The 21,170-nt window shown below is 63.2% G+C and carries 23 protein-coding genes and 1 tRNA gene; 12 read left to right on the top strand and 12 right to left on the bottom strand.

Going from position 1 to position 21,170, the window contains the following annotated elements; genetic code table 11:
- Positions 1–39 precede the first annotated feature (39 nt).
- The 4 genes from ACSU1G_RS15120 (at position 40) to ACSU1G_RS15105 (ending at position 3,683) form a co-directional block, all read left to right on the top strand.
- On the top strand, positions 40–858 hold the full coding sequence (locus tag ACSU1G_RS15120; RefSeq protein WP_439280782.1) for a hypothetical protein: 819 nt from the start codon (positions 40–42) through the stop codon (positions 856–858).
- A gap of 288 nt (positions 859–1,146) precedes the next feature.
- Positions 1,147–2,238: a sensor histidine kinase gene (locus ACSU1G_RS15115; RefSeq protein ID WP_439280781.1), complete on the top strand. Its 1,092-nt coding sequence runs from the start codon at positions 1,147–1,149 to the stop codon at positions 2,236–2,238.
- A complete protein-coding gene (locus ACSU1G_RS15110; RefSeq protein WP_439280780.1) occupies positions 2,235–2,918 on the top strand; it encodes a response regulator in 684 nt (227 codons plus the stop codon). The genes ACSU1G_RS15115 and ACSU1G_RS15110 overlap by 4 nt, the downstream gene beginning before the upstream one ends.
- Positions 2,919–3,167: 249 nt before the next feature.
- Positions 3,168–3,683, top strand: a complete 516-nt coding sequence (locus ACSU1G_RS15105) for a hypothetical protein (RefSeq protein WP_439280779.1) — start codon at positions 3,168–3,170, stop codon at positions 3,681–3,683.
- A 558-nt stretch (positions 3,684–4,241) separates the two neighbouring features.
- Here ACSU1G_RS15105 and ACSU1G_RS15100 read toward each other — a convergent pair.
- From ACSU1G_RS15100 to ACSU1G_RS15090, 3 genes are read right to left on the bottom strand one after another with little or no spacing between them, the layout of a single operon-like run.
- Entirely contained in the window at positions 4,242–4,664 is a 423-nt protein-coding gene (locus ACSU1G_RS15100; RefSeq protein WP_439280778.1) for a DUF6262 family protein, read from the bottom strand.
- On the bottom strand, positions 4,665–6,590 hold the full coding sequence (locus ACSU1G_RS15095) for a tyrosine-type recombinase/integrase (protein WP_439280777.1): 1,926 nt from the start codon (positions 6,588–6,590) through the stop codon (positions 4,665–4,667).
- Positions 6,583–7,605 carry a tyrosine-type recombinase/integrase gene (locus ACSU1G_RS15090; RefSeq protein ID WP_439280776.1) on the bottom strand — a complete coding sequence of 341 codons (1,023 nt, stop codon included), beginning with the start codon at positions 7,603–7,605 and terminating at the stop codon, positions 6,583–6,585. Before ACSU1G_RS15090 ends, ACSU1G_RS15095 begins: the two co-directional genes overlap by 8 nt.
- A gap of 126 nt (positions 7,606–7,731) precedes the next feature.
- On the opposite strand from ACSU1G_RS15090, the gene ACSU1G_RS15085 reads away from it, so the two are divergent.
- A tRNA-Thr gene (locus ACSU1G_RS15085) sits at positions 7,732–7,800 on the top strand.
- Positions 7,801–7,829: 29 nt separating this feature from the next.
- Here the strand turns inward: ACSU1G_RS15085 and ACSU1G_RS15080 are convergent.
- On the bottom strand, positions 7,830–8,129 hold the full coding sequence (locus ACSU1G_RS15080) for a hypothetical protein (protein ID WP_439280775.1): 300 nt from the start codon (positions 8,127–8,129) through the stop codon (positions 7,830–7,832).
- Between the two features lie 66 nt (positions 8,130–8,195).
- On the opposite strand from ACSU1G_RS15080, the gene ACSU1G_RS15075 reads away from it, so the two are divergent.
- A complete protein-coding gene (locus ACSU1G_RS15075; protein ID WP_439280774.1) occupies positions 8,196–8,918 on the top strand; it encodes a tyrosine-protein phosphatase in 723 nt (240 codons plus the stop codon).
- Between the two features lie 3 nt (positions 8,919–8,921).
- On the opposite strand, the gene ACSU1G_RS15070 is transcribed toward ACSU1G_RS15075, so the two are convergent.
- Positions 8,922–9,578, bottom strand: coding sequence for an SOS response-associated peptidase family protein (locus ACSU1G_RS15070; RefSeq protein WP_439280773.1), 657 nt, complete (start codon positions 9,576–9,578; stop codon positions 8,922–8,924).
- A 103-nt stretch (positions 9,579–9,681) separates the two neighbouring features.
- Here ACSU1G_RS15070 and ACSU1G_RS15065 point away from each other — a divergent pair, with 103 nt between their 5' ends.
- Positions 9,682–10,596 carry a DMT family transporter gene (locus ACSU1G_RS15065; protein ID WP_439280890.1) on the top strand — a complete coding sequence of 305 codons (915 nt, stop codon included), beginning with the start codon at positions 9,682–9,684 and terminating at the stop codon, positions 10,594–10,596.
- 99 nt (positions 10,597–10,695) lie between these two features.
- Here the strand turns inward: ACSU1G_RS15065 and ACSU1G_RS15060 are convergent, their stop codons facing one another.
- Both ACSU1G_RS15060 and msrB read right to left on the bottom strand, forming a co-directional pair.
- Entirely contained in the window at positions 10,696–11,241 is a 546-nt protein-coding gene (locus tag ACSU1G_RS15060) for a nitroreductase family protein (protein ID WP_439280772.1), read from the bottom strand.
- Complete coding sequence (gene msrB, locus ACSU1G_RS15055; RefSeq protein WP_439280771.1) at positions 11,238–11,648, bottom strand: peptide-methionine (R)-S-oxide reductase MsrB; 411 nt, start codon at positions 11,646–11,648, stop codon at positions 11,238–11,240. The genes ACSU1G_RS15060 and msrB overlap by 4 nt, the downstream gene beginning before the upstream one ends.
- Positions 11,649–11,722: 74 nt before the next feature.
- Between msrB and ACSU1G_RS15050 the strand changes: the two genes are divergently transcribed.
- The 4 genes from ACSU1G_RS15050 (at position 11,723) to groL (ending at position 15,348) form a co-directional block, all read left to right on the top strand.
- Positions 11,723–12,715, top strand: coding sequence for a DUF2332 family protein (locus tag ACSU1G_RS15050; protein WP_439280770.1), 993 nt, complete (start codon positions 11,723–11,725; stop codon positions 12,713–12,715).
- Between the two features lie 9 nt (positions 12,716–12,724).
- The gene (locus ACSU1G_RS15045; RefSeq protein ID WP_439280769.1) at positions 12,725–12,982 is read left to right on the top strand and encodes a DUF3263 domain-containing protein; all 258 of its coding nucleotides are present in this window, start codon (positions 12,725–12,727) and stop codon (positions 12,980–12,982) included.
- A gap of 59 nt (positions 12,983–13,041) precedes the next feature.
- The gene (locus ACSU1G_RS15040; protein ID WP_439280768.1) at positions 13,042–13,617 is read left to right on the top strand and encodes a LytR C-terminal domain-containing protein; all 576 of its coding nucleotides are present in this window, start codon (positions 13,042–13,044) and stop codon (positions 13,615–13,617) included.
- A 111-nt stretch (positions 13,618–13,728) separates the two neighbouring features.
- Positions 13,729–15,348, top strand: coding sequence for a chaperonin GroEL (gene groL / locus ACSU1G_RS15035; protein ID WP_439280767.1), 1,620 nt, complete (start codon positions 13,729–13,731; stop codon positions 15,346–15,348).
- 66 nt (positions 15,349–15,414) lie between these two features.
- On the opposite strand, the gene ACSU1G_RS15030 is transcribed toward groL, so the two are convergent.
- The 5 genes from ACSU1G_RS15030 to ACSU1G_RS15010 form a co-directional block, all read right to left on the bottom strand.
- A complete protein-coding gene (locus tag ACSU1G_RS15030; protein ID WP_439280766.1) occupies positions 15,415–15,702 on the bottom strand; it encodes a WXG100 family type VII secretion target in 288 nt (95 codons plus the stop codon).
- Positions 15,703–15,845: 143 nt separating this feature from the next.
- Positions 15,846–17,555: a sensor histidine kinase gene (locus ACSU1G_RS15025; protein WP_439280765.1), complete on the bottom strand. Its 1,710-nt coding sequence runs from the start codon at positions 17,553–17,555 to the stop codon at positions 15,846–15,848.
- 17 nt (positions 17,556–17,572) lie between these two features.
- Positions 17,573–18,259: a response regulator transcription factor gene (locus tag ACSU1G_RS15020; RefSeq protein WP_033106665.1), complete on the bottom strand. Its 687-nt coding sequence runs from the start codon at positions 18,257–18,259 to the stop codon at positions 17,573–17,575.
- Between the two features lie 18 nt (positions 18,260–18,277).
- Positions 18,278–18,958 carry a response regulator gene (locus tag ACSU1G_RS15015; RefSeq protein WP_439280764.1) on the bottom strand — a complete coding sequence of 227 codons (681 nt, stop codon included), beginning with the start codon at positions 18,956–18,958 and terminating at the stop codon, positions 18,278–18,280.
- Between the two features lie 2 nt (positions 18,959–18,960).
- Positions 18,961–20,109 (bottom strand): sensor histidine kinase, encoded by a 1,149-nt coding sequence (locus ACSU1G_RS15010; RefSeq protein ID WP_439280763.1) that lies wholly within the window; start codon positions 20,107–20,109, stop codon positions 18,961–18,963.
- A gap of 119 nt (positions 20,110–20,228) precedes the next feature.
- On the opposite strand from ACSU1G_RS15010, the gene ACSU1G_RS15005 reads away from it, so the two are divergent.
- Positions 20,229–21,170 (top strand): lysostaphin resistance A-like protein, encoded by a 942-nt coding sequence (locus tag ACSU1G_RS15005; RefSeq protein WP_439280762.1) that lies wholly within the window; start codon positions 20,229–20,231, stop codon positions 21,168–21,170.

Genomic DNA, 21,170 nt, shown 5'->3' with positions numbered 1-21,170 from the left:
GACACTGCCCGACCCCTCATCGACCAGAAAGCACCGACTATGACTGCCACCGCCACGCTGCCCAAGACCGTCGCCGCGAATCGGGTGAACCTGCCCAGGAGTATCCGAGCCGAGTTCGTCAAGTTCTTCACACTCACGTCGAACCGCGTCCTCGTCGCCGTCGCAACACTCTTCATACCGGCATCCGCAACAATGCTCGCCCTGTCGTTTGCCAACCCCACCGGCAACCGGGCACCGGGCACGGACCTCACCAAGATCGAGCCGATCGCTTTCGTTGACAGCGTCCTCTGGATACAGCTCCTGTTCGCCGTCGTCATCGCGCTGTTCGTCACCAGCGAGTACACCTCTGGACAGATCAAATTGAGCTTCCTCGCAGTCCCTGGGCGAATCCGGATGCTGCTTGCGAAGGCCTTCCTCGCGGCAGTGATCGGTTTCGGTATCGCCTTCCTCGGGACACTCGCCGCCCAGACGATCCCTGCGCTGATCCTCTCCGGAACCGAAGTGGATTACTCAATCACCATCGAGGGTGTCTTCCTGTTGGCCAGCAAATCGGGCCTCTACCTCGCCGCAATCGGCATCTTGGCTACAGGGATCGCGTTCCTCGTCCGCAACGTGGTCGTCGCGATCCTCATCCCCGTGCTGCTGCTGAGCATCCTCCCGGAAATGGTCCGATCGATCCCCATCGACCCGATCAGGGACGCCGTCGAGTTCTTCCCGAGCATCGCCGGCCGACTCCTAATCAGCACGATCGAATCCGGAGCCGGTCTCACCGACTGGCAGGGATACCTTGTCCTCGGAGGGTGGGCAATCGGCATGCTCGTTGTCTCCGGCATCGTCCTCAAGACACGCGACGCCTGAGCCGCGAGCTCGCTTCCTCGACATGCGGGACAGTAAAATTGCTGATAATGAGGCGGAAGGAGCATCATGCGCACGCCGTCTCGCAAAATCGAGGAACCGGACACTAGCCGGAGGACTACGGGGACTCGCGGCGGAGTAGACGCCCAAGCGGCACGCAGCAGACGATCGGTTCGGGTCGACGCCGCACCATTTGATGAGGCAACACTCGCACCAGCGTTGTGGGCACCGTTGGCCTGGCTCACTCGTCATCCACGTGTCATCGATGTCGTAATTATTCTCGTCTGCACCGTGCCCGCGCTTGTCGCGTTGATCCTTGTGCCGAACGAGAATGCGTGGCTCGGTTATGTCCTCGTCTTAGCGACCGGCATGGCTCTGTGGTGGCGCAGGTCCCGCCCGCTTCTGGTCTTGGCCCTGGTGATCACATTCACCAGTCTCAGCCCCTTGATGCAATCAGGTTTCGGCTCCTCGTTCATCGAAGGCATGGTCGTCCTCTACGCCGTCGCTTCCCGCATGCCGCTGAGTAGAGCGCTCCTGGGGTATCTCATGAGCGTTGCGATCCCGTTCGCCGCGTCAGGCCTGCGCATCTTGGTCGGTCTCGAGCCGATCCTTCTCAACGTGCTCCAACCGTCTCTACTCGTCGCCCTCTTACTCGGTATCGCGGTCAGAGCACGACGTGAACAACGGACTGCTCTCGCAGAGCTCGTGAACGCACGCATCGAGGCAGCCGCGCTCACCGAACGCAGCCGAATCACCGCAGAAATGCACGACGTGGTGGCGCACTCCATCACCGTCATGATCGCCCTCGCCGGTGGAGCCAAAGCCGGATGGAAGAAGCACCCCGAGCGCGCAGCAGACGCGCTCGAACAACTCGGCAACGTCGGCGCGAACGTGCTCAGTGAGATGCAAACAATCCTCCGCATACTCCGCGATAACGATGCCGACCTTGATCACGCCTTGCACGAATCAGGACACAATCTGCCTACTCTTGAAGAACTCACCGACACGTTTCGATCCGCAGGGCTTCCCGTCACCCTGACCCAGAGCGGGTTGCCTCTTCGGGAGAACCTTCCGCTGCAGAACACGGTCTACCGCATCGTGCAGGAATCTCTCACCAATGCGCTCCGCTATGCAAGGAACCCGACAGCCGTCACCGTCGAGATCGCCGGTGACGGCGAGAAGCTTCGTATCACCGTGACCGATGACGGACAGGACGCGGGCCGCGCAGAGAGTATCGGTGCGGGTATCGGTCTCACCGCGATGGCAGAGCGGGCCGCAGCATTCGGCGGAACGCACCACGCGGGCCCAGCGCCGACAGGCGGATGGAGAACCCGCGCGACGCTGCCCGTACCCTCACCAGACAGCGACGGAGCCGAATCATGAATGATCTGACACGCCACATGGTGACCGTCATTGTTGTCGACGATCAGCCTCTCGAACGTGTAGGAAACGCGCTCATCCTCGACTCTGACGACAACATCAAGGTGGTCGGAGAAGCCGCAAGCGGTGAAGAAGCCATCCCGTTGATCCTCCGTGAGAAACCAGACGTCGTTCTCATGGATGTCCGAATGCCCGGCATCGGTGGCATAGAAGCCACCAAGATCCTGACCACTGCACAACCAACTACCAAAGTCATCGTGCTCACCACCTTCAACCTCGATGAATACGCCTTCGGCAGTCTTCGAGCAGGAGCGAGCGCCTTCCTTCTGAAGAGTACGAAGCCCGAAGCGCTGGTCGCTGCGGTCAAGACCGTTGCCTCGGGCGCGGCCGTCGTGGACCCCGGACTGACCGTGAAACTGATCGATCACTTCGTCTCGACACAACCGGCCGCTCGAAAGTCCGAAGCGAACGACGACCGGCTTCGTGAATTGACACCGAGAGAGAGCGACGTGTTTGCCGCGATAGTCAGGGGCCTTTCGAACACTGAGATCAGCAAAGAGCTCCGCCTTGCGGAGACGACGGTGAAATCTCACATCAACTCCATCTTCGCGAAGCTCCATCTCAGAGACCGTGTCCACGCTGTCATCCTTGGTTACGAGATCTGGCCCGATCTTCCTCGCTGAGCTTTCGACGAAGGCTCATCAGCTGCAGCGCGCCCGCCGCGTTGCGCATCCCTATCGCCAGATCTTCGAAATCGTCGGTTTTCACTTGACACAATGCCGACGTCGTCGGATCGCCGATGAATGTGCCTCGCCTTTAGCGGACCACAGCAGCATCGCGGGACGCCCGCTCAGCGTTGGTCGTGGACGACGCGCACCTGAGGAAGGCAGAGCAGCCTACTTTCTGGCAACAAGCCGCAGCATCCTTGTCTGGTGCCGCTGGCAACGCGTAGCGTCGTCACCATGACAACCGAAGCCGACCGCTCTACCCGCGACTTTCTCATCAAGTACGCCGGCGTGACAGAAGCTGATCTCTCGGATGAGGCGCTTCGAGAGGGTGATGCCGAGCTTGCTAAAAATCGCGCAGCAGCTCACCGGCAAGCCGTGGCTGCATCGTGGGATGTCGACCGCGTCGCTGCGTTCCTCAACCTCGAGCCCGCCAGTGTGCGTCGTGCTGCGTCGGAGGGTGCGCTGTACTCTTTTGCGTCTGAGGTAGGTGAAGCGCTCTGGTTCCCGACGTGGCAATTCACGACGTCGGGTCTTCTGCCAGGGCTGCAGGAGATTGTCTGCGCGTTGCCACGCAGCTACCATCCAGTCACTGTGCGCGACCTCATGACGGAGCCGGACGCGGACGAAATGCTGGACGGGCTCAGTCCGGTGCAGTGGCTCACTGACGGCCATGCTCTGGCGGACGTCATGGTGATCATTGATGGCCGCAACCGGGAGTGAGTCAGCGCGGTACCACTGGGATGATCGTCGGCGAGTTCAATATCGATACTCGAATCGGCTCAGGAGCGCCTGCAACTATCTGCCCAAGGTGAGCAAGAATCTCGATCTGACCGGTCGTATTGCCCAGGAGTTTCGATGCCATGCCGTTCATGTCCCCTCGCCAGGCTCTTTTGGGCCTTCCGCTTGCGGGCTCTCAAGTGTTCACCGCCTTGGGGGCGCTAATCAATGATCCTTGCCCGTTTGCAAGAGTGTCGGCTCGGGAACCTACGGCAAGAAGCCTCGCCGAGCTGCTCCCCTCCGTCACTAGCGTTTGCGCTCAGCACGTCTTGAACGATGAAGAGTTCCCATCGCGAAGGAGCGCCTTTTCTCCTCCAGCGATTACAAGGCATCGGTCAAGTTGCTTTCATTATGAGGACTTCGAGCGAGCTCCAACCTCAAACCCATCGCGCTTGTCCGAAGTAGGTTGGCAAAGGTCAATCGAACGCGACAACTAAAATCCTTGTAATTCCGGGAGTCCGATGTTGTCAAATTATCCGAACTAGCGTGTCACGTGACACGTTAGAAGCGGCGCGGCCGAATCGGTTGAACCTTTTTCGGCGTCTGCGGGTTTTGGAGTTCAAGAATTTCGGCGAGGAGAACCCCGTTCTTCCGCTTCTCCTCCGCGAGATCGTGCTCTAGCTGCTCGGCTCGGTGGAGCGCTGCTGCGAGTCGCGTCCGGAGAGACGCATCAGATCCCGCGGAGCGAGCACTCTGAGGCAGTGTTCGTGCTGGCTGTCGCAAGGGATCCAGCCGAGCGGCCATGACCATGTCCCTAAGCGACGGGGTCGAGTAGATGAAGTTCCGCGAGACTCCCGCGTCAGCTGCCACGGAGCTAACCGAGACAGCGAGGTGGCTCTCCTCATGCTTTCGTAGCGAGGCAATTACAGCTTCTGTGGCCGTTTTCGATCGCTCTTGGGCTGCGGCAACTAAACGATCTGACATCTACTCGCCCGCCTCCGCTAGTGCGAGATCGCGACGTTCGATCTGTTCGAGACTGGCGATGAGCTTGTTGAGGGCGAGGAACGGGCGCTGGTTCTTTTCGGCGATCCGCACGTGTCCGTGTTCGTTGGCCATCTCGATCATCTGTGCGTGCTCGTCGCGTTGCTCCCTGAGGACCGGGAGATACTCCGGGGTGGTCATGAAAAGCGGGCAGAACAAGCAAGCATTGGCATGCTCGCATGTCTCGCCGCACGGCATGCCGCACTTTCCGTTCGGTAGCGCCTGAGAGGCTCCGCCCATGAAGGCGTGGGTCCAGGCCGCCTCTTCCATGATGCCGATGGGCCTCTCGACCACTTCGCCAGTGTTTGAAACAGCGCGAGACTTCTCCCACGCTTCGCGCACGGCCTGTTCGGACATTCGACCGTAAATCTCGGTAGTGACGATCGAATCGTGGCCGAGGAGCTTCTGCACCACCACGAGCGACATGCCGCCGTTCAGCCAGTCGGTGGCGTTCTGGTGCCGGAACATGTGTGGGGTCACCGGCAAGTATTCGCCACTCGAGGTTCGAATGTCCAGCGCCTTGATCAGCTTCGTGAGCGCGTTGTTGATCAGGGTGAGTGTGATCACCGTGTCTTTCAAATTGCGCGCGAACAGGTTCCGCGTGCCCGGCAGCTTTGTCTGCTTGTAAGAGATGTGGTCTTGAATCGCCTTTGCAACACCTGCGTGGACCGGGGCGCTCTTCATTTTCTTGCTTTTTGAGTCTCTATAGACGATCGACCACCGGTCGTCTCCGAGGTCCAGCAGGGCGTCGGTCGTCATGCCGGCCGCAATGTCTTTGCGCCTCAAGCCGGTCTCTGCAGCGATGCGGATGATCAGTCGACAGTCGAGGTCTTCCACCAGTTGTAGATTCCCGGCGTCTCGCAGCCTGGCAGCAACTTGTTTGCCAATCAGCCGCGGCGGACTTTTCGAGACTTTCGGGAGTTCGTTGGGCAGCCATCGAGCGCTGCGGCGAATGTCGGCCCATTCGTTCAGGCCCGCTTCGTCGATGAAGACGTTGATAGCGCTGCAAATGGCGATCTGATACTTGGCGCTGTAGGTCCGGCCTGGCGCATACTCAACCGTCTTGATGTGGGCCAGGAATCCGAGCATGTGCTCGCGAGCTAGGTCCTTCCAGGCGGTTACGCCTTTGAAATCCAGATATGCGCAGAAGGCCGATAGATGGCCATGCATCGCTTGGATGTATTGGGGTGCTCCGATCTCGGCAGCGAGTCGGTAGTTCATCCATCGCTCGATCGACGCAGCGAATTCAGCATTGGTAATCAGGTTGTGGTTCACAAAAGCGCCTCCGCCTGCCGCGGCAATGCCGAGATACCTCCTGGTCGGTTCGTGGCCGGCGAGGAGGCACAGAACGTCGAGAGTGTCGAGAAGGAAGGCGCGAGCGACATCCGTGTAGCCACCGGTAGCCCGGCTGATCTCTTCGATCTTGATTCGGTTATGGCGGAGTTCGAGAAGGGAGCTGTACTTGGATGCGGCCAGCACTCTTGCAAGCGATCCAACTACTCCGGGCAAGGTGATCTGGTCCCGCTCCGCGCGCTTTGACAGACCGTAGGCGAGCTCGTCGCGCATGAGCCCCGCGGCGGCGACATCGAATCCCTCCGGCGATTTCCGTCGATAGACCGTCCGGTGCTGAGTGAGAATCCAGCTCTCGACATCCGACGAACCCGACTTGCGGAAGTGACCCTGATCAGTTCGGCAAAGACGCGCATCAACCTGTGCTGCGATCATCCCGCAACCAGGAACTGCGCACGGAGGCTTCGAGTACCTGGCCTCGACATCTAGGGGAATTGGGTCGAGCAAGAAGCGGGCGTCGAGCTCGACCCGCAGATCTAGGGCGGCCAGCTCGCCATTGCTGATTCTTGATTTAGCCACGTTCCCACGCTCCTGCTTCTATCAATTGTTCTCGGACGTGCTCGACATCGAGATGGTTATAGGTATCGAGGGTTGTCTGGACGCTCGAATGGGTTACGAGATACGAGATGGTCTCGACCGGAACCTTCTTCGCGAGCATTCGGGTGACGAACGAATGACGGAAGGTATGAGCCGTCCAGGCATAGATGCCGGTCTTTCTCCGCAGCCGATAGACCAGCTGCTCGACTGATCGATAGGTGAGCGGGCTCCCATATTCGCCCGCCCACAGATTGACAAAGACGAAGTCTGAGTCGAGGTACTTGTACTCAGAATGCATGTAGGCGGCGTAGAGGCGGATGAGTGATGCCGAGACGGGGATCACGGCGTAGTTGTAACTCTTGTTCCTCGCGTCGACGCCTTCGACATCGTCGTACTTCATAACGCGGATCGACGCGTTCGGCACCTTGATGTCCGAGTGACGAAGGAGCAGCGCTTGACCAATGCGAAGACCGGTCTCATCCAGGAGAGTGAAAAGGAATCGATCCCTGAGGTTGCTGGTCGCTTCGATGATCGCCGTGATGGACCCGTCAGATAGCGTCCTCTTTTCGCTATCTGCAATGCGCATCCGCGGCCCGATTGTGGTCAAGGTCTCATCGAGCTCGGAGAACCGATTGCGCCGCCTCCGCGCCGTTCTTAGTAGCCCGACGTAGACCTGATCGTTGGTGGTGTCGTGGAGATGCTTCGAATACGAAGACAGTGTGGTCATCGCCCGGTTCACGGACTTCCGCGATCGCTGCCCCTCAGGATTCGATGGTCGAACGAGAGCGTCGAGTGGAGTGCGCATGTAGCGCACGAATTGCGCAAGGACATCGTTGGTGACAGCCGTCCAGAGCTGCCCGGTCTCTTCCAGAAATGAGAAGAAATGTGCCAAGTCATGCGCGTAAGCGTCGATCGTGTTCGGAGACATCCCGACGTTGTCCAGGTACCGCAGGAAGGACGTGACCGCCGGGATCGGGATGCCGCGCCCATCGAGCACAGCCCACTTCTCGGGTGTCTGGACCGATACCGCTCGTGCCAAATCCGCTCCTTTGATGACACTGTATGTTGCAGTGTGTCATCGACGCGGTGGAAAGTCCCGTGAATGACGTGAATTACAGTCCAGAGAAGAGCTAGGGATAACACCTGTCTTGTAAACAGGATGTCGCGGGTTCGAACCCCGCAGTCGGCTCCATATCTCACGAATCATCACAGCGCTCTCACCTACTGCGCGCTGTTCGGCTTCCGCCCGCGCCGCGGCCGATTGTGCCACGCCTCGATCGCCGTCGGAGTCAGATCATCGCGATCCCACAGGTAGCCGGACACGTTACCGATCGGGTCGATGAACGCGTCGCTGGCCGAAGACGCTTCCCCAGAATCGCGTCGGCGCATCGTCTGGCGCAGCGACACCGGTGTGACGCCGAGTAGCGCGGCAACTTCGTCGATCGTTGCGTAGCGCTCGGCAAAGCGGGGCTCGGTCGTGCCGTCACGCAACGCGCGAGGGCGGGGTTTCTCATCGGACATGGCGTCCTCCCTGTCGTGACGCCCACGATATCCGACATGGGTCGGCCCCCGGGCTAGCATTGCGGCATGGACGCCGCCGTCACCCGCCTCGATGTGCCTGGCACGTACAATTTTCGCGAGGTCGCCCCCGGAGTGCTGAAACCCGGGCTGCTTTACCGATCGGATGCTCTGCACCGCCTCACCCGCGACGGCCGTAACCGGCTGGTGGAACTCGGCATCCGGCAGGTCATCGACCTGCGTTCGGCAATCGATCGACGTATCGGCGGGCGCGACCGACTGCGTGGAACCGGTGCCGCCTATCTCTCTGTTCCCATCGACGGTGCCCCGCGCAACGTCGACCCGAGCACGCTCACACTTCGGGACGTGTACGACGTGGTGCTCACCCGGCATCAACAGGATCTCGGCCGTGTCATCCGGGCCGTCGCATCCGCCGAAGGCCCGGTCGTCGTGCACTGCACCGCGGGTAAAGATCGCACCGGCCTGGTCTCAGCGCTCATTCTCACTGCGCTCGACATCGACCGCGACATCATCGTGTCGGACTATGCCGCCACCGCGGCGAACCTGTCGGGGGAGTGGACACAGCGCATGCTGCGCAAAATGCGATGGTTCCGTGTGAAGGTCACCGACAACCTCGTCGACGTACTCGCGGGCTCACCGCCCGAACTGCTCAGCGAGATGTTCGACTGGCTCGACAGCGAGCATGGTGGGGCGCTGGCATACCTGGAGCACGCGGGCGTCGACGCCGCAGTGCGGGATCAGCTGAGGCGGGCGCTACTGCCGCCGCGGTGATCGTCAGAACAGTCGATCCGCTTCGCCCTTGTCGTTCTCCCGTGGTGTCACTGTGACGCGCTCGTCGAGGGATGCCGCAGCCAGCAGTGCCTCTTCGATGATGTCCCGCCCTGCCTCGGCGTTCAGCCAGTCCTGCGCGAACGCGGTCGGGATGAGCACCGGCATCCGGTCATGGACGTCGGCCAGGTGGGCCGGGGCCGAGCGCATCACGATGGAATAGCAGGTGAACGATTCGCCGTCGGCAGTGCGACCACGCTGCGTGACGGCGGCCATGCCGAACAATGCACGGTTGTCGAGAGCGAACTCGTGCCACACCCGGCTGGGCTTCTGCATCTCGAACCACCCGGTGGACGGCACGATCGCGCGGCTCTTCAATCCGCCCGGTCGCTCCTGCAGTCGCTCAGAGCGCGTGTTGATTGACGGGAACTTCGCCGGCTCGCCATTCACCAGATAGCCCCACCACGCGGGCTCCAGAGTCGTCCCGGCATCCCGCGGCACGATCAGTGGGCTCAGATTGCGGAGGTTCTTTCCGGTGGGACGCACCGTCTCGCCCGCGTTCTGCGCGGCCCAGACTCGCAGCCCCTCGAGGACGTCGGCATCTGCCTCGGCCAGCAGCTCCGCGTCGGTGAAGCGAGGGTCCAGCCCGTAGCTTGCGCACATGCGGCAAGGCTAACCCCGCGCACGGACATTCGGTGGTCAGAAAGAGCAGCGTCTGCTCGGGTAGTGTGCACGAGTGACCGAGACCCGCAGGCTTTCCGCGCCGTTGGCGCTGGGCGGTGCCGTCTCGATCGGAGCGATGACCGCGATCCAGGCGCGGATCAACGGCGTGCTCGGAGTCCGCATCGACGATGGCATCCTCGCCGGGCTCATCTCCTTCAGCGTCGGACTTGTCGTCCTGATCGTCGTCACCATCGCACTGCCATCAGCGCGCGCCGGTGCCGGTCGGCTGTGGCGCGGCATCCGCTCGCGCACGATCCCGACATGGATGCTGCTCGGCGGCGCGTGTGGAGCACTCACGGTCTCCACCCAGGGCGTGACAGCGGGCGTCCTCGGAGTCTCGCTCTTCACCGTCGGCGTCGTGGCAGGGCAGACTTTGCACGGTCTTGTCCTCGACCGCATCGGATTCGGACCGGCCGGCGTCGTCGCGGTCACGCCGGGACGCGTGCTCGGTGGTGTCTTCGCGCTCGCCGCGGTCGGCGTCTCGCTCGGGGGAGACGTGCTCGCCGACACACCGCTGTGGCTGCTTCTGCTGCCATTCGCCGCTGGTGTCGGTATCGCGTGGCAGTCGGCCACCAACGGACGCCTCGCGCAACGCGTGCAGTCTCCGATGACCGCGACGCTGATGAGCTTCATCACCGGAACCCTCGTGCTGTGCGTCGCAGCGGGCGTCAGCGTCGCAGTACGCGGGATGCCGCAGGCACTGCCACTCGAACCCTGGTTATACCTCGGCGGGCTGCTGGGATTCGTGTACATCCTGTTGGGCGCGGCAATCGTCGCCCACACGGGTGTGCTGCTGCTCGGGCTCGGATCCGTGCTCGGACAGCTCGTCGCCTCAGTCGTCATCGACCTGCTCTGGCCAGCCGCGGCGGGGCCGGCGCTGTGGCAGCTGATCGGGATGGTCTTCGTTGCCGTGGCATCCGTCGTCGTGGCCATGCCCTGGCGGCGCCGACAGCGCTGAGAATCGCCCGAGCCCGGACGGAGGTGGCGCAGATTGCCGCTTAGGTCGGCGGGAAGCGGCCATCCGCGACCCCTGCCCGAACCGAACCGACCCGAGCCGCTACTTCTTCTGCGCAGGCATCCGGGTCAACAGGTCGCGGGCGTCGACGCTCTTGCGACGACCGGGCTTCTTGCCCTGCGGTTTGCCGCCGACGTAGAGCCACCCCAGTAGCTCCTCGTTCTTCTTCAGCCCGTGCGCCTTCGCGACGGCCTTCGAGCGTGTGTAGCCGCCAGTGCGCCAGATGACGCCCCATCCGGCCTCATCCAGCAGCAAGCTGAGCGTGTGTGCGACGCCGGCGGCGACGGCCTCCTGCTCCCACCGCGGCACCTTGTCGCTCTTGTGGTAGCTCGCCACCACAGCGATCAGCAATGCGGCACGCAGCGGCTTCGACGAGGGGCTCTTGTCGCTCTGTGCCTTCGCGATGGCCTCCCCGAGCACCACGCGATCGTCGCCGCGCAGTTCGATCAGGCGCCACGGCCGCAAAGAGGAATGGTCGGCAACGCGACCTGCCGCGGCCACCAGTGGCAGTAGCTCGTCGCTGGTTGGTGCGTCCTCGGTGACCTTCGACCAGGACTGCCGGGCCAGGGCCGCATCGAGCGCGCTCACGCCTGGGGAGCCTCGGGCGTGAAGTTCAGCGACAACGAGTTCATGCAGTACCGGTCGCCAGTGGGGGTGCCGAAACCATCCGGGAAAACGTGACCGAGGTGTGAACCGCAGTTCGCGCAGCGGACTTCCGTGCGCTGCATGCCGAGCGTGTTGTCCTCGATGAGCTGCACCGCGTCCGGGCGGATCGACTCGTAGAAGCTCGGCCATCCGCATCCCGAATCGAACTTCGTGCCGCTCTTGAACAGTTCTGTTCCGCAGGCTCCGCAGGTGTACAGGCCGCCACGCTTCTCATCGAGCAGCTCGCCTGTCCAGGCGCGTTCGGTCGCGGCTTTGCGCAGCACCGCGAACTCTTCGTCGCCGAGTTCTTCGCGCCATTCGGCATCCGTCTTCTTCACGTTGTAGTCCATGGGGCCTCCTATGTCTCTTCCATTGTCCACCGCGTCGGGCAGCCGTGGGCCGATCACCGGGCGAGAATGGATGGATGACGGATGCTGTGCGCGAACGCTACGACCGTTTTGCGCGCGAGGAGGCGCCCGGCCGCTCTGCGCTGTACGAAGAATGGGCCGCTGGGGTCGCCGCTGACTCCGACGTGCGGGCGGTGCTCGCCCGCATTCCCGACACGCGCAGGCAGCCGCCACTCGTGTTCGCGGTGACGCGGATGCTGGGCGCGCCACTGGAGGGCTTCGAGAAGTGGCGGGCATTCCTGCTCGCGCACTCAGACGAGATTGTCGCCGAGTGCTCTGCGCGCCGGGTGCAGACCAACGAGCCGCTGCGCCTTGCACCACTGCTTCCGGTGCTCTCCGAGATCGCCGGACCAATCGCGCTGCTCGAGCTTGGGGCGTCGGGTGGCCTCTGTCTCTACCCCGATCGCTACTCATATCGTTTTGTTGACACCGACGGCACACTGCGCGCGGCTCTCGATCCGGATGGCGGACCCTCCGAAGTCGTGCTCACCAGCGAGGTGCGTGGGCCGAGGCCGCCGGTGCGGATGCCGCAGATCGTCTGGCGTGCCGGGATCGATCTTGACCCGCTCGACGCCGGCGACCCGAGAGACCGTGCCTGGCTGCAGGGGCTGGTCTGGCCAGGGGAGACAGGCCGAGAAGCGCGGATCGCTGCTGCCCTCGATATCGTCGCGGCCGATCCGCCGCGGATGGTGCGCGGTGACGCCGGAGCTGAGGTGGCGGCGCTCGCGGCATCCGCTCCGCCAGACGCGACGCTCGTCATCACAACGCCCGGCGTGCTCGCCCACATCCCTTGGGCATCAAGGCACGCGCTGATCGCACAGCTGCAACACCTGCCGGCCCGCTGGATCACGATCGACACGCCGGCACTGCATGACGCCTGGCATCCGCCGGTCGATGCCGATACCTGGCCGGGGTTCGTCGTCGCGATCGACGGGAAAGTACGTGCGGCCGCTGACCCATTGGGACGCTGGTGGGAGTGGCGCGCTGGTTCGCCGGAGAATCGCCCTTAGCCTGGACGCATGCTCGGAGACCTCACCGATCGCGACCGCGCGATCCTCGCGCTGGAAGCCGCTTGGCCGCGGCACGGTGGCGCGAAGGAAGAGACCATCCGTACGAAGCTCGGGATGAGTCCCGCTCGCTACTATCAACTGCTCGGCAGGCTGATTGACACAGAGCAGGCACTCGATCATGACCCCCTTCTGGTGCGTCGACTGCGTCGGCTGCGCGAGAACAGGACGGATAAGCGCGTGGCGCGGATGCGTGGATTTGCCGGCTGACGCGTCTCTCCCGGTGCGCTATGTGTGGATTCCAAGGCCTCGACAGATAGCATCGACGAGTGCCCCAGCTTGTCAAAGACCGCTTCGATGATGTTCCCCGTTCCTCAGGACGCGTAGGAGCGCATCGAGCCGAGGCCCCAGGAATGAACGGCTGGATCGTGTTGCTGTGGTCTTTTGTCGCAGCGCTCGTGATCATCGTCGTCGGTATTTTCGTCGCGCTGATGCTGATGGGGCGCATCACGCTGTTCCCCGGTGCTGGTTCCACCGGAGCCCCCGCACCCGAAGTCGCGGGCGTCGTCGACACGTCCTACTCAGTACTCGTGCTCAACGCTACGCCGGAGTCTGGACTCGACGTGCAGTTGCGTGACACCCTGCTGAACAACGGATGGCCCGCCGATTCAGTGAGCTACGGCGAGGCCGGTCAGCAGGACTTCGCCGAGACAACCGTCTACTACGTGGCAGAGGCAGACCAGCTGGCCGCGATCGGCCTGGCTGACGTGATCGGCGGAGCTCAGGTCTCGGAGAGCGATTTCTATGCTGACCCGAATGACCCCGAGCAGAAGCAGCTTGTCGTCGTCATCGGCCTTGATCGCTCGAGCGTCGAGCCCGAGTCTGTGGAGACTCCCGCAGAATAAGCACCCTCCGCGGCTTGCACTCGATGGGGTCGAGTGCCAGAATGGGCGTTAGCACTCTCGTACTGTGAGTGCTAACCAGAACGTCTACGTCCAGGAGGGACGACAAAACTCATGGCAAAGATCATCGCTTTCGATGAGGAGGCCCGTCGCGGTCTCGAGCGCGGCCTCAACATCCTCGCCGACGCTGTCAAGGTGACCCTCGGCCCGCGCGGTCGCAACGTCGTGCTTGAGAAGAAGTGGGGCGCTCCCACGATCACTAACGACGGTGTGTCGATCGCCAAGGAGATCGAGCTGGACGACCCGTACGAGAAGATCGGTGCGGAGCTCGTCAAGGAGGTCGCCAAGAAGACCGATGACGTCGCAGGTGATGGAACCACCACCGCGACCGTCCTCGCTCAGGCACTCGTTCGTGAAGGCCTGCGCAACGTCGCAGCCGGCGCCGACCCGATCTCGCTCAAGCGCGGCATCGAGAAGGCTGTTGCAGCGATCACCGCGGAGCTGCTCGCCAGCGCCAGGGAGATCGATTCGAAGGAGCAGATTGCCGCTACGGCATCTATCTCCGCCGCTGACACCGAAATCGGCGAGCTCATCGCTGAGGCGATCGACAAGGTCGGCAAGGAAGGCGTTGTCACCGTCGAGGAGTCGCAGACCTTCGGCACCGAGCTCGAGCTCACCGAGGGCATGCGCTTCGACAAGGGCTACCTGAACCCGTACTTCGTGACGGATGCAGACCGCCAGGAGGCCGTGTTCGAGGAGCCTTACATCCTCATCGCGAACTCGAAGATCTCGAGCATCAAGGATCTTCTCCCGATCGTCGACAAGGTGATCCAGGAAGGCAAGGAGCTTGTCATCATTGCCGAGGACGTCGAGGGCGAAGCTCTTGCGACTCTGGTGCTGAACAAGATCCGCGGCATCTTCAAGTCGGCTGCTGTCAAGGCTCCCGGCTTCGGCGACCGTCGCAAGGCGCAGCTGCAGGACATCGCGATCCTCACCGGTGGTCAGGTCATCACCGAAGAGGTCGGTCTCAAGCTCGAGAACACCACGCTCGACCTGCTGGGCCGTGCGCGCAAGGTCATCATCACCAAGGACGAGACAACAATCGTCGAGGGTGCTGGCGAGACCGAGCAGATCGAGGGTCGCGTAACCCAGATCCGCCGCGAGATCGAGAACACCGACAGCGACTACGACCGTGAGAAGCTCCAGGAGCGTCTCGCCAAGCTCGCTGGTGGCGTTGCGGTCATCAAGGCCGGAGCGGCAACCGAGGTCGAGCTCAAGGAGCGCAAGCACCGCATCGAGGACGCCGTTCGCAACGCGAAGGCAGCCGTCGAAGAGGGCATCGTCCCCGGTGGTGGCGTCGCGCTCATCCAGGCTGGCACGAAGGCACTTGATTCTCTTGAGCTCACGGGTGACGAGGCAACGGGTGCGAACATCGTTCGCGTCGCCATCTCGGCTCCGCTCAAGCAGATTGCGCTCAACGCTGGTCTCGAGCCCGGTGTCGTCGCGCACAAGGTCTCCGAGCTTCCCAGCGGTCACGGCCTCAACGCCGCAACCGGTGAGTACGTGGAGATGTTTGCCGCTGGCATCATCGACCCCGCCAAGGTGACGCGCTCGGCGCTGCAGAACGCAGCCTCGATCGCCGGTCTCTTCCTCACCACTGAGGTCGTTGTCGCCGACAAGCCTGAGCGGGCCGCAGCTCCGGCTGGCGACCCGACGGGTGGCATGGACTTCTAAGTCCACACGCACAGACAGAAACGCCCCGGCCTCGGCCGGGGCGTTTCTGCGTTCGGGGAGGGTAAGTCAGCGAAAGAGGCTTGCCGAGTACTGATCGGCATCTGAGTACTGCGTCGCCGCAGATCCCAGTGCAACGCCGATTGAATCCAGCACCTGTTCGACATGCATCTGGGCGGCACTCCACTGATCGCTGCAGCCTTGGAACGCCACTGATGCAGCGCCTGTCCACGAAGACTGCAACTGGGTGAGCTGTGCTTTCAGCGCCAGCGACTCGCTGCGCAATCGTTCCATTGTGGCTCTTGCGGCACCGTTGGCGGCAAAGACGGCCTCGGTGTCGACGGTGTATACGGACATGGGAACTCCTTTCGTCGGAGCTCATACGTTACGAGAGTGCCGGTCGGCGCGTGAGGCGAGAAACCACGTTCCGTGGATGAGCGACAGCGTCACCAATTGGTGGAGAACGAGTCAGCCCAGTGCGCGTCAGAAAGCGTCAGAGATCAAAGAGCGTCGAGGTTCAGTCGCTCCAGCGGCTGGGTATCTTCCAACAGGTGCTCAGGCGTCGCCTGCGCAGGCGCGAGCGGGAAGATCACCGTGAACGTCGCGCCCCCTCCCGGCGTCTCGTCGACGCGTACGCTGCCGTGGAGGGCGGAGACGATCGATGACACGATCGCGAGGCCGAGGCCGGAACCGCCGGTCTCACGCGCTCTGGACGTGTCTGCGCGCCAGAAGCGTTCGAAGATCTGCTCACGGATCTCCGGCGGGATGCCTTCGCCATGATCGACGATCGAGATGCTGCCGGTGCCGGCCGCGCGATCCGTATCGACGACGAGTTCGATCGGGCTGTCCTCTGCGGAGAACCGCCGGGCATTGCCCAGCAGGTTCGCCACGACCTGGCGCACCTTGTTTTCCTCGCCGAGGATGATCGGCGGCGTGCGCACCGGAATATCTTCTGCTTCGGTGAAGTCGATCTCCGGCATCGCCTGCCCAGTAGTGCGGGGCTTGCGGCGCAGTCGGGCAAGTGCGCCAGCGCGCGCCCGTGAGGTGGGCGTGCTGGAAGTCTCCGGCCGCGGCGAGTGGGTTCGCAGCGAGGCGGTCGGCATGGCATCCACTGTTTTGTCGACGACGGTGATCGTTCGCCGTGGGGCAGTGGCGCGCAGATCGAGCGCGGCGTCACGGGCGACCGGTCGCAGATCGAGCGGCACGATCTGCAGCTCCGGCTCTTCATCGAGCCTTGCGAGAGCGAGCAGATCCTCGACGAGCACGCCCATCCGGATCGCTTCCTTCTCGATGCGCTCCATCGCCCTGGCCGTGTCTTCTTCGCCACGGATCGCGCCCATACGGTAAAGCTCCGCATAACCGCGCACGCTCACCAGCGGAGTGCGCAGCTCGTGGCTGGCATCGCCGATGAAGCGGCGCATGTGCCGCACTGTGCGGTCACGCTGCGCGATCGACTCGTCGATTCGCTCGAGCATCGTGTTGATCGCGAAGTTGAGACGGCCCACCTCGGTGGTGGGCTCGAAGTCGGTGAGACGCTGGCTGAAGTCACCGGAGGCGATCAGCATTGCGGTGGATTCGACCTGCCCGAGGCGGCGGAAGGTGAGCGTGACGAGGCCTCGGATGAGGAGCGCCGCGACGAGCGTCGTGACAAGTGCCACGGTCGTGTAGACCGCGAAGTACTGGCTGATGATGCGGTCGGCCTCTTCCAGAGGCAGCGCGACGTACTGCACATACAGGGTGCCGTCCGGGCCACCGCGCCCGGCGACGGACGCGTGAAACGCGCTGCCGTCCGCACTCTTCAGGGGGAGAATCTTGCCGTCGAGGGCGTAGGCCTGTTCGAGCGTGAACGTCTCGGGGAAAACTGGCAGCGGTGTATCCGCCGGCCCGGGTGACTGCGCGAGAAGGGTGCCATCGGCGGCATACACCGCGAAGACGTAGTCGGCCGCGCGTGGGGCCGTCTCGGATGGGGTGAGCGCCAGGTTACCGTCGACCAGCTCCATGTCGAACCAGCGGCTGGCGAGGTCACTCGTGACCAGTGACGGCAGTTGCGCGTTGATGTTCTCGACCAGGGAATTGCGCAGCAGCGGCACCGTGCCGATACCGGCGACGAGAAGGCCGAGCGCGAGGACAGCGACGGTGACCCCGGTGACCTTCGCGCGAAGGCTGATCCGCCGCCACCAACCGGTGACGGCGTCAGGCTGTTGCCCCATGCCGTTCCCTTCGGTGGCTACTTGCCCACCTTCAGCATGTAGCCGAAACCGCGCTTGGTCTGAATGACAGATTCTTCGGTATGCGGATCAATCTTGCGACGCAGGTACGAGATGTAGCTCTCGACGATGCCGGCATCGCCGTTGAAGTCGTACTCCCACACGTGGTCGAGGATCTGCGCCTTCGAGAGCACGCGGTTGGGGTTGAGCATCAGGTAGCGCAGCAGCTTGAACTCGGTCGGGCTGAGCTCAATCGGCTCCTTGCCGACGAACACATCGTGCGTGTCCTGATCCATCGACAGCTCGCCGGCACGGATGATCGACTCCTCATCGGCCTGCATCGTGCGGCGGAGGATCGCCTGGGCACGAGCGACGATCTCATCGAGGGCGAACGGCTTGGTGACGTAGTCGTCACCGCCGGCGTTCAGACCTTCGATCTTGTCTTGCGTGTCATCCTTCGCCGTGAGGAAGAGGATCGGGGCGGTGAAGCCCGCGCCACGCAGGCGCTTGGTCACGCTGAACCCGTTCATGTCGGGGAGCATGACATCGAGGATGATGAGATCCGGCTCCTCTTCGAGGACAGCAGAGATCGTGGCCGCACCATTCGCGACCGTCTTCACCTGGAATCCAGCGAAGCTCAGGCCTGTGGAAAGCAGGTCACGGATGTTGGGCTCGTCATCGACGACCAGGATGCGCGCATCAGTCATGTCCCCATTATGGTGACTTCAGCCATGCGAAGGCTGATTATCTTTCGGAGCGCCCGATATGTCGTCTCCTGCTTCATGCACGCAGATCGCGATCTGCACGCGATTGTTGGCGGGCAGCTTGTCCATGATCCGCCCCACATGGGTCTTCACGGTGGCGAGACTGAGGAACAGTTTCGCGGCGATCTCGGCGTTACTGAGGCCGTGTGCGACTGCCTCTGCTACCTCACGTTCACGTGCGGTGAGTTCGCTGAGTCGGCTGTTCGCGACCCGGCGTCGATCGGCGATCCGACCGTCGGTGGCAGCGATGACCAGCTGGCGGGTGACGGAGGGCGAGAGCATCATCCGGCCATCGGCGACCTGATGCAACGCCGCGATCAGATCGACCGGTGGCGTGTCTTTGAGCAGGAACCCCATTGCGCCGCTCTCCAGTGCGCCGAGCACTTCGGCGTCGGCGTCGAATGTCGTCAGCATGACGATGCGCGCATCGGGGCGCTCGGCGAGTATTCGTGCTGTTGCGCGGATGCCGTCGAGTCGCGGCATCCGGATATCCATCAGCACGACATCCGGACGCATGCGCAGCGCCGCCTCGATTGCAGCCTCGCCGTCGGCGGCTTCCCCGACGATACGGATGCCATCGCTGCCATCCAACAGCAGACGAAGGCCGGTGCGCACGAGTTGTTCGTCATCGACGAGCAGCACTCTCAATTCGGCCATGGCAGCACCACCTCTACTCGGAAGAGCCCGTCCGCCTCATCGATGAGAAGCTGGCCTCCGGCCAGACGTGTACGCTCGGCGACGCCGGTGAGCCCGAAACCGGGCGGGGCGATGGGCGCGCCCACCCGGTTCTGAGCGGAAAGCCGCACGCCGGAGACGGCATCCGATGTCAGGTGAAGAAAGATGCGCTCGCCCTGGGCGTGCTTCCGCGCGTTGGTGAGTATCTCTTGCACGATCCGGAACAGGTGTCGGCCGAGCGCCGCTGGGATGCCGTCGGTGTCCAGCGCACTGATAATGATGGTGCTGCCGGCCGCACGCGCATCCGCGATGAGGGTGTGGATATCGGCTGCAACCGGCTGCGGACTGCGCTCCGTGTCGCCGTGACCCTCGCCGCGAAGAACCCCCAGCACATCACGCAGTTCATCCAGAGCCAGGTGGGAGTTCTCTCGGATCACCCCGGCAGCCTCTGCTGCCTGCTGTGGGGAGAGATCCCGGCGATACTCGAGCGCACCGGCGTGCACAGCGATGAGCGACAACCGATGCCCCAGCACATCGTGCATCTCGCGAGCGATACGCGAGCGCTCTTGGGCGCCCGCCCGCTCGATCTGCGCTGTGTGCGCTGCGTCGGCCGCCTCATCCAATTGCCGTCGTGCGCCGATGAGAAGACCGAGCAGAACCAGCGCACCCGTGAGAATCCCGCCGATGACGAGCAGCAGCCACAGCGGTGTGCCGTCATCGAACGGGTGCACCGTGATGTCGATGCAGTTGACCGCGGTGTACAGGGCCGCGGCAACGGCGATCTCCCGGGGTCGTCGGCGGGCCGAGACGAATACGAGAAGGGCGGCAGCCGCTCCGGCTCCCAGCCAGGAGAACGCAGTCAGCGCGATCGCCACGGCGGGGATGAGTCGCGGGGCACGGCGGCGGAATGCGTACAGGCCGAGGACGACGACGCCGAGGGCGAGATCGATCAGCATGCGTACGCCGATCGCCGCGGCATCCTGCCCATCCGGATCGACGGTTTCCAACTCGACGCCGTAGCCGACGACGAACACCAGCATTCCGATGGCCGCTGCTGCGGCCCAGCGCCAGATGTCGCTCCATCTGCGCCTGCGTGCAGAAGACGAACGAGAGGTCACATACCAAGACTAGGCCGCGGGAATGCTGCCGAGTATCGACCGAAAGGATGACCGGCGCCGGGCATCGTCCGATCTTTCGGTCGATGCGGATCCTGCGCCGGCCGGGCGAAGATCGACACATGACGATTTCTGCCGAATATCACCGCCTGGCGCGGATTCGCCCGCGATACCGATGGTGGCGGGTACTCCTGACCGGACTGTTCGGCGTGGCCATGTACCTAACGATGTCGTTCCTGATCATCATCCCGGCCGGAATCGCTGCGGCGGAGAATCCCGGATTCGAGTCGGCATTCGACGCCTGGCTGAACAGTCCCGAATCCTTCGATCTGAATCAGCCCTGGTTGTTCGTCGCGCTGATGGTGCCGCTGATCCTGATGCTGCCCGCACTCTTTCTCGCATCCCGCATCGTCGAGGGGCGAGGTGCGGGGCTGCTCTCGTCGGTTGCTGGTCGGATCCGATGGGGCTGGCTGGCGCGCACCCTGTTGCTCGCTCTCGCCGTGTACGCGGTCTACTTTGCTGTTCTGTTCGCGTTGGCTGCGCTCTCCGGAGAATCAATCGTCATCGACGCATCGCATCCCGGGATCGCGCTCATGCTCGTCCTGGTGCTTCTGCTCGTGCCGCTACAGGCAGCAGCGGAGGAGTACGTCTTCCGTGGATACCTCATGCAGCTGATTGGCGGATGGCTGCGGCATCCGGCGTTCGCTATCCTGCTGCCGGCGCCGTTGTTCGTCATCGGGCACGGATACGATCTCTGGGGCGGGCTCAGCGTCGGCGTCTTCGCCATCGTCGCCGCGTGGCTGAGCTGGCGCACCGGAGGACTCGAAGCAGCGATCTCGATGCACATCGTGAACAACGTGCTGATCTTCGTACTCGGTAGCTTCTCCCTCGTCGACGCCAACGCGACCGAGGGTGCCCCCGCCGATCTCATCGCATCCGCGATCACGATGATCGTCTATGCGCTTCTGGCTGATCGCTGGGCGCGCACCCGAGGACTGGCGCGCACGGCGACGGCTCCGACGGCTCCGACGATGACTGCTCCAACTGCGACGACGGCGGAGTAA

The sequence above is a fragment of the Microbacterium sp. A93 genome (genome assembly GCF_051842835.1).
Note: the sequence above shows the minus strand (reverse complement) of the source record. Positions and strands in the feature narration are given on the sequence as shown.

Excerpts from the sequence above, each read along its gene's own strand:
- ACSU1G_RS15120 (WP_439280782.1), top strand. The coding sequence starts at position 40 with ATGACTGCCACCGCCACGCTGCCCAAGACCGTCGCCGCGAATCGGGTG.
- msrB (WP_439280771.1), bottom strand. The coding sequence starts at position 11,648 with ATGGACTACAACGTGAAGAAGACGGATGCCGAATGGCGCGAAGAACTC.
- ACSU1G_RS15080 (WP_439280775.1), bottom strand. The coding sequence starts at position 8,129 with ATGTCCGATGAGAAACCCCGCCCTCGCGCGTTGCGTGACGGCACGACC.
- ACSU1G_RS15020 (WP_033106665.1), bottom strand. The coding sequence starts at position 18,259 with ATGACTGATGCGCGCATCCTGGTCGTCGATGACGAGCCCAACATCCGT.
- ACSU1G_RS15050 (WP_439280770.1), top strand. The coding sequence starts at position 11,723 with ATGACGGATGCTGTGCGCGAACGCTACGACCGTTTTGCGCGCGAGGAG.
- ACSU1G_RS15075 (WP_439280774.1), top strand. The coding sequence starts at position 8,196 with ATGGACGCCGCCGTCACCCGCCTCGATGTGCCTGGCACGTACAATTTT.
- ACSU1G_RS15005 (WP_439280762.1), top strand. The coding sequence starts at position 20,229 with ATGACGATTTCTGCCGAATATCACCGCCTGGCGCGGATTCGCCCGCGA.
- groL (WP_439280767.1), top strand. The coding sequence starts at position 13,729 with ATGGCAAAGATCATCGCTTTCGATGAGGAGGCCCGTCGCGGTCTCGAG.
- ACSU1G_RS15110 (WP_439280780.1), top strand. The coding sequence starts at position 2,235 with ATGAATGATCTGACACGCCACATGGTGACCGTCATTGTTGTCGACGAT.
- ACSU1G_RS15025 (WP_439280765.1), bottom strand. The coding sequence starts at position 17,555 with ATGGGGCAACAGCCTGACGCCGTCACCGGTTGGTGGCGGCGGATCAGC.
- ACSU1G_RS15045 (WP_439280769.1), top strand. The coding sequence starts at position 12,725 with ATGCTCGGAGACCTCACCGATCGCGACCGCGCGATCCTCGCGCTGGAA.
- ACSU1G_RS15100 (WP_439280778.1), bottom strand. The coding sequence starts at position 4,664 with ATGTCAGATCGTTTAGTTGCCGCAGCCCAAGAGCGATCGAAAACGGCC.
- ACSU1G_RS15030 (WP_439280766.1), bottom strand. The coding sequence starts at position 15,702 with ATGTCCGTATACACCGTCGACACCGAGGCCGTCTTTGCCGCCAACGGT.
- ACSU1G_RS15070 (WP_439280773.1), bottom strand. The coding sequence starts at position 9,578 with ATGTGCGCAAGCTACGGGCTGGACCCTCGCTTCACCGACGCGGAGCTG.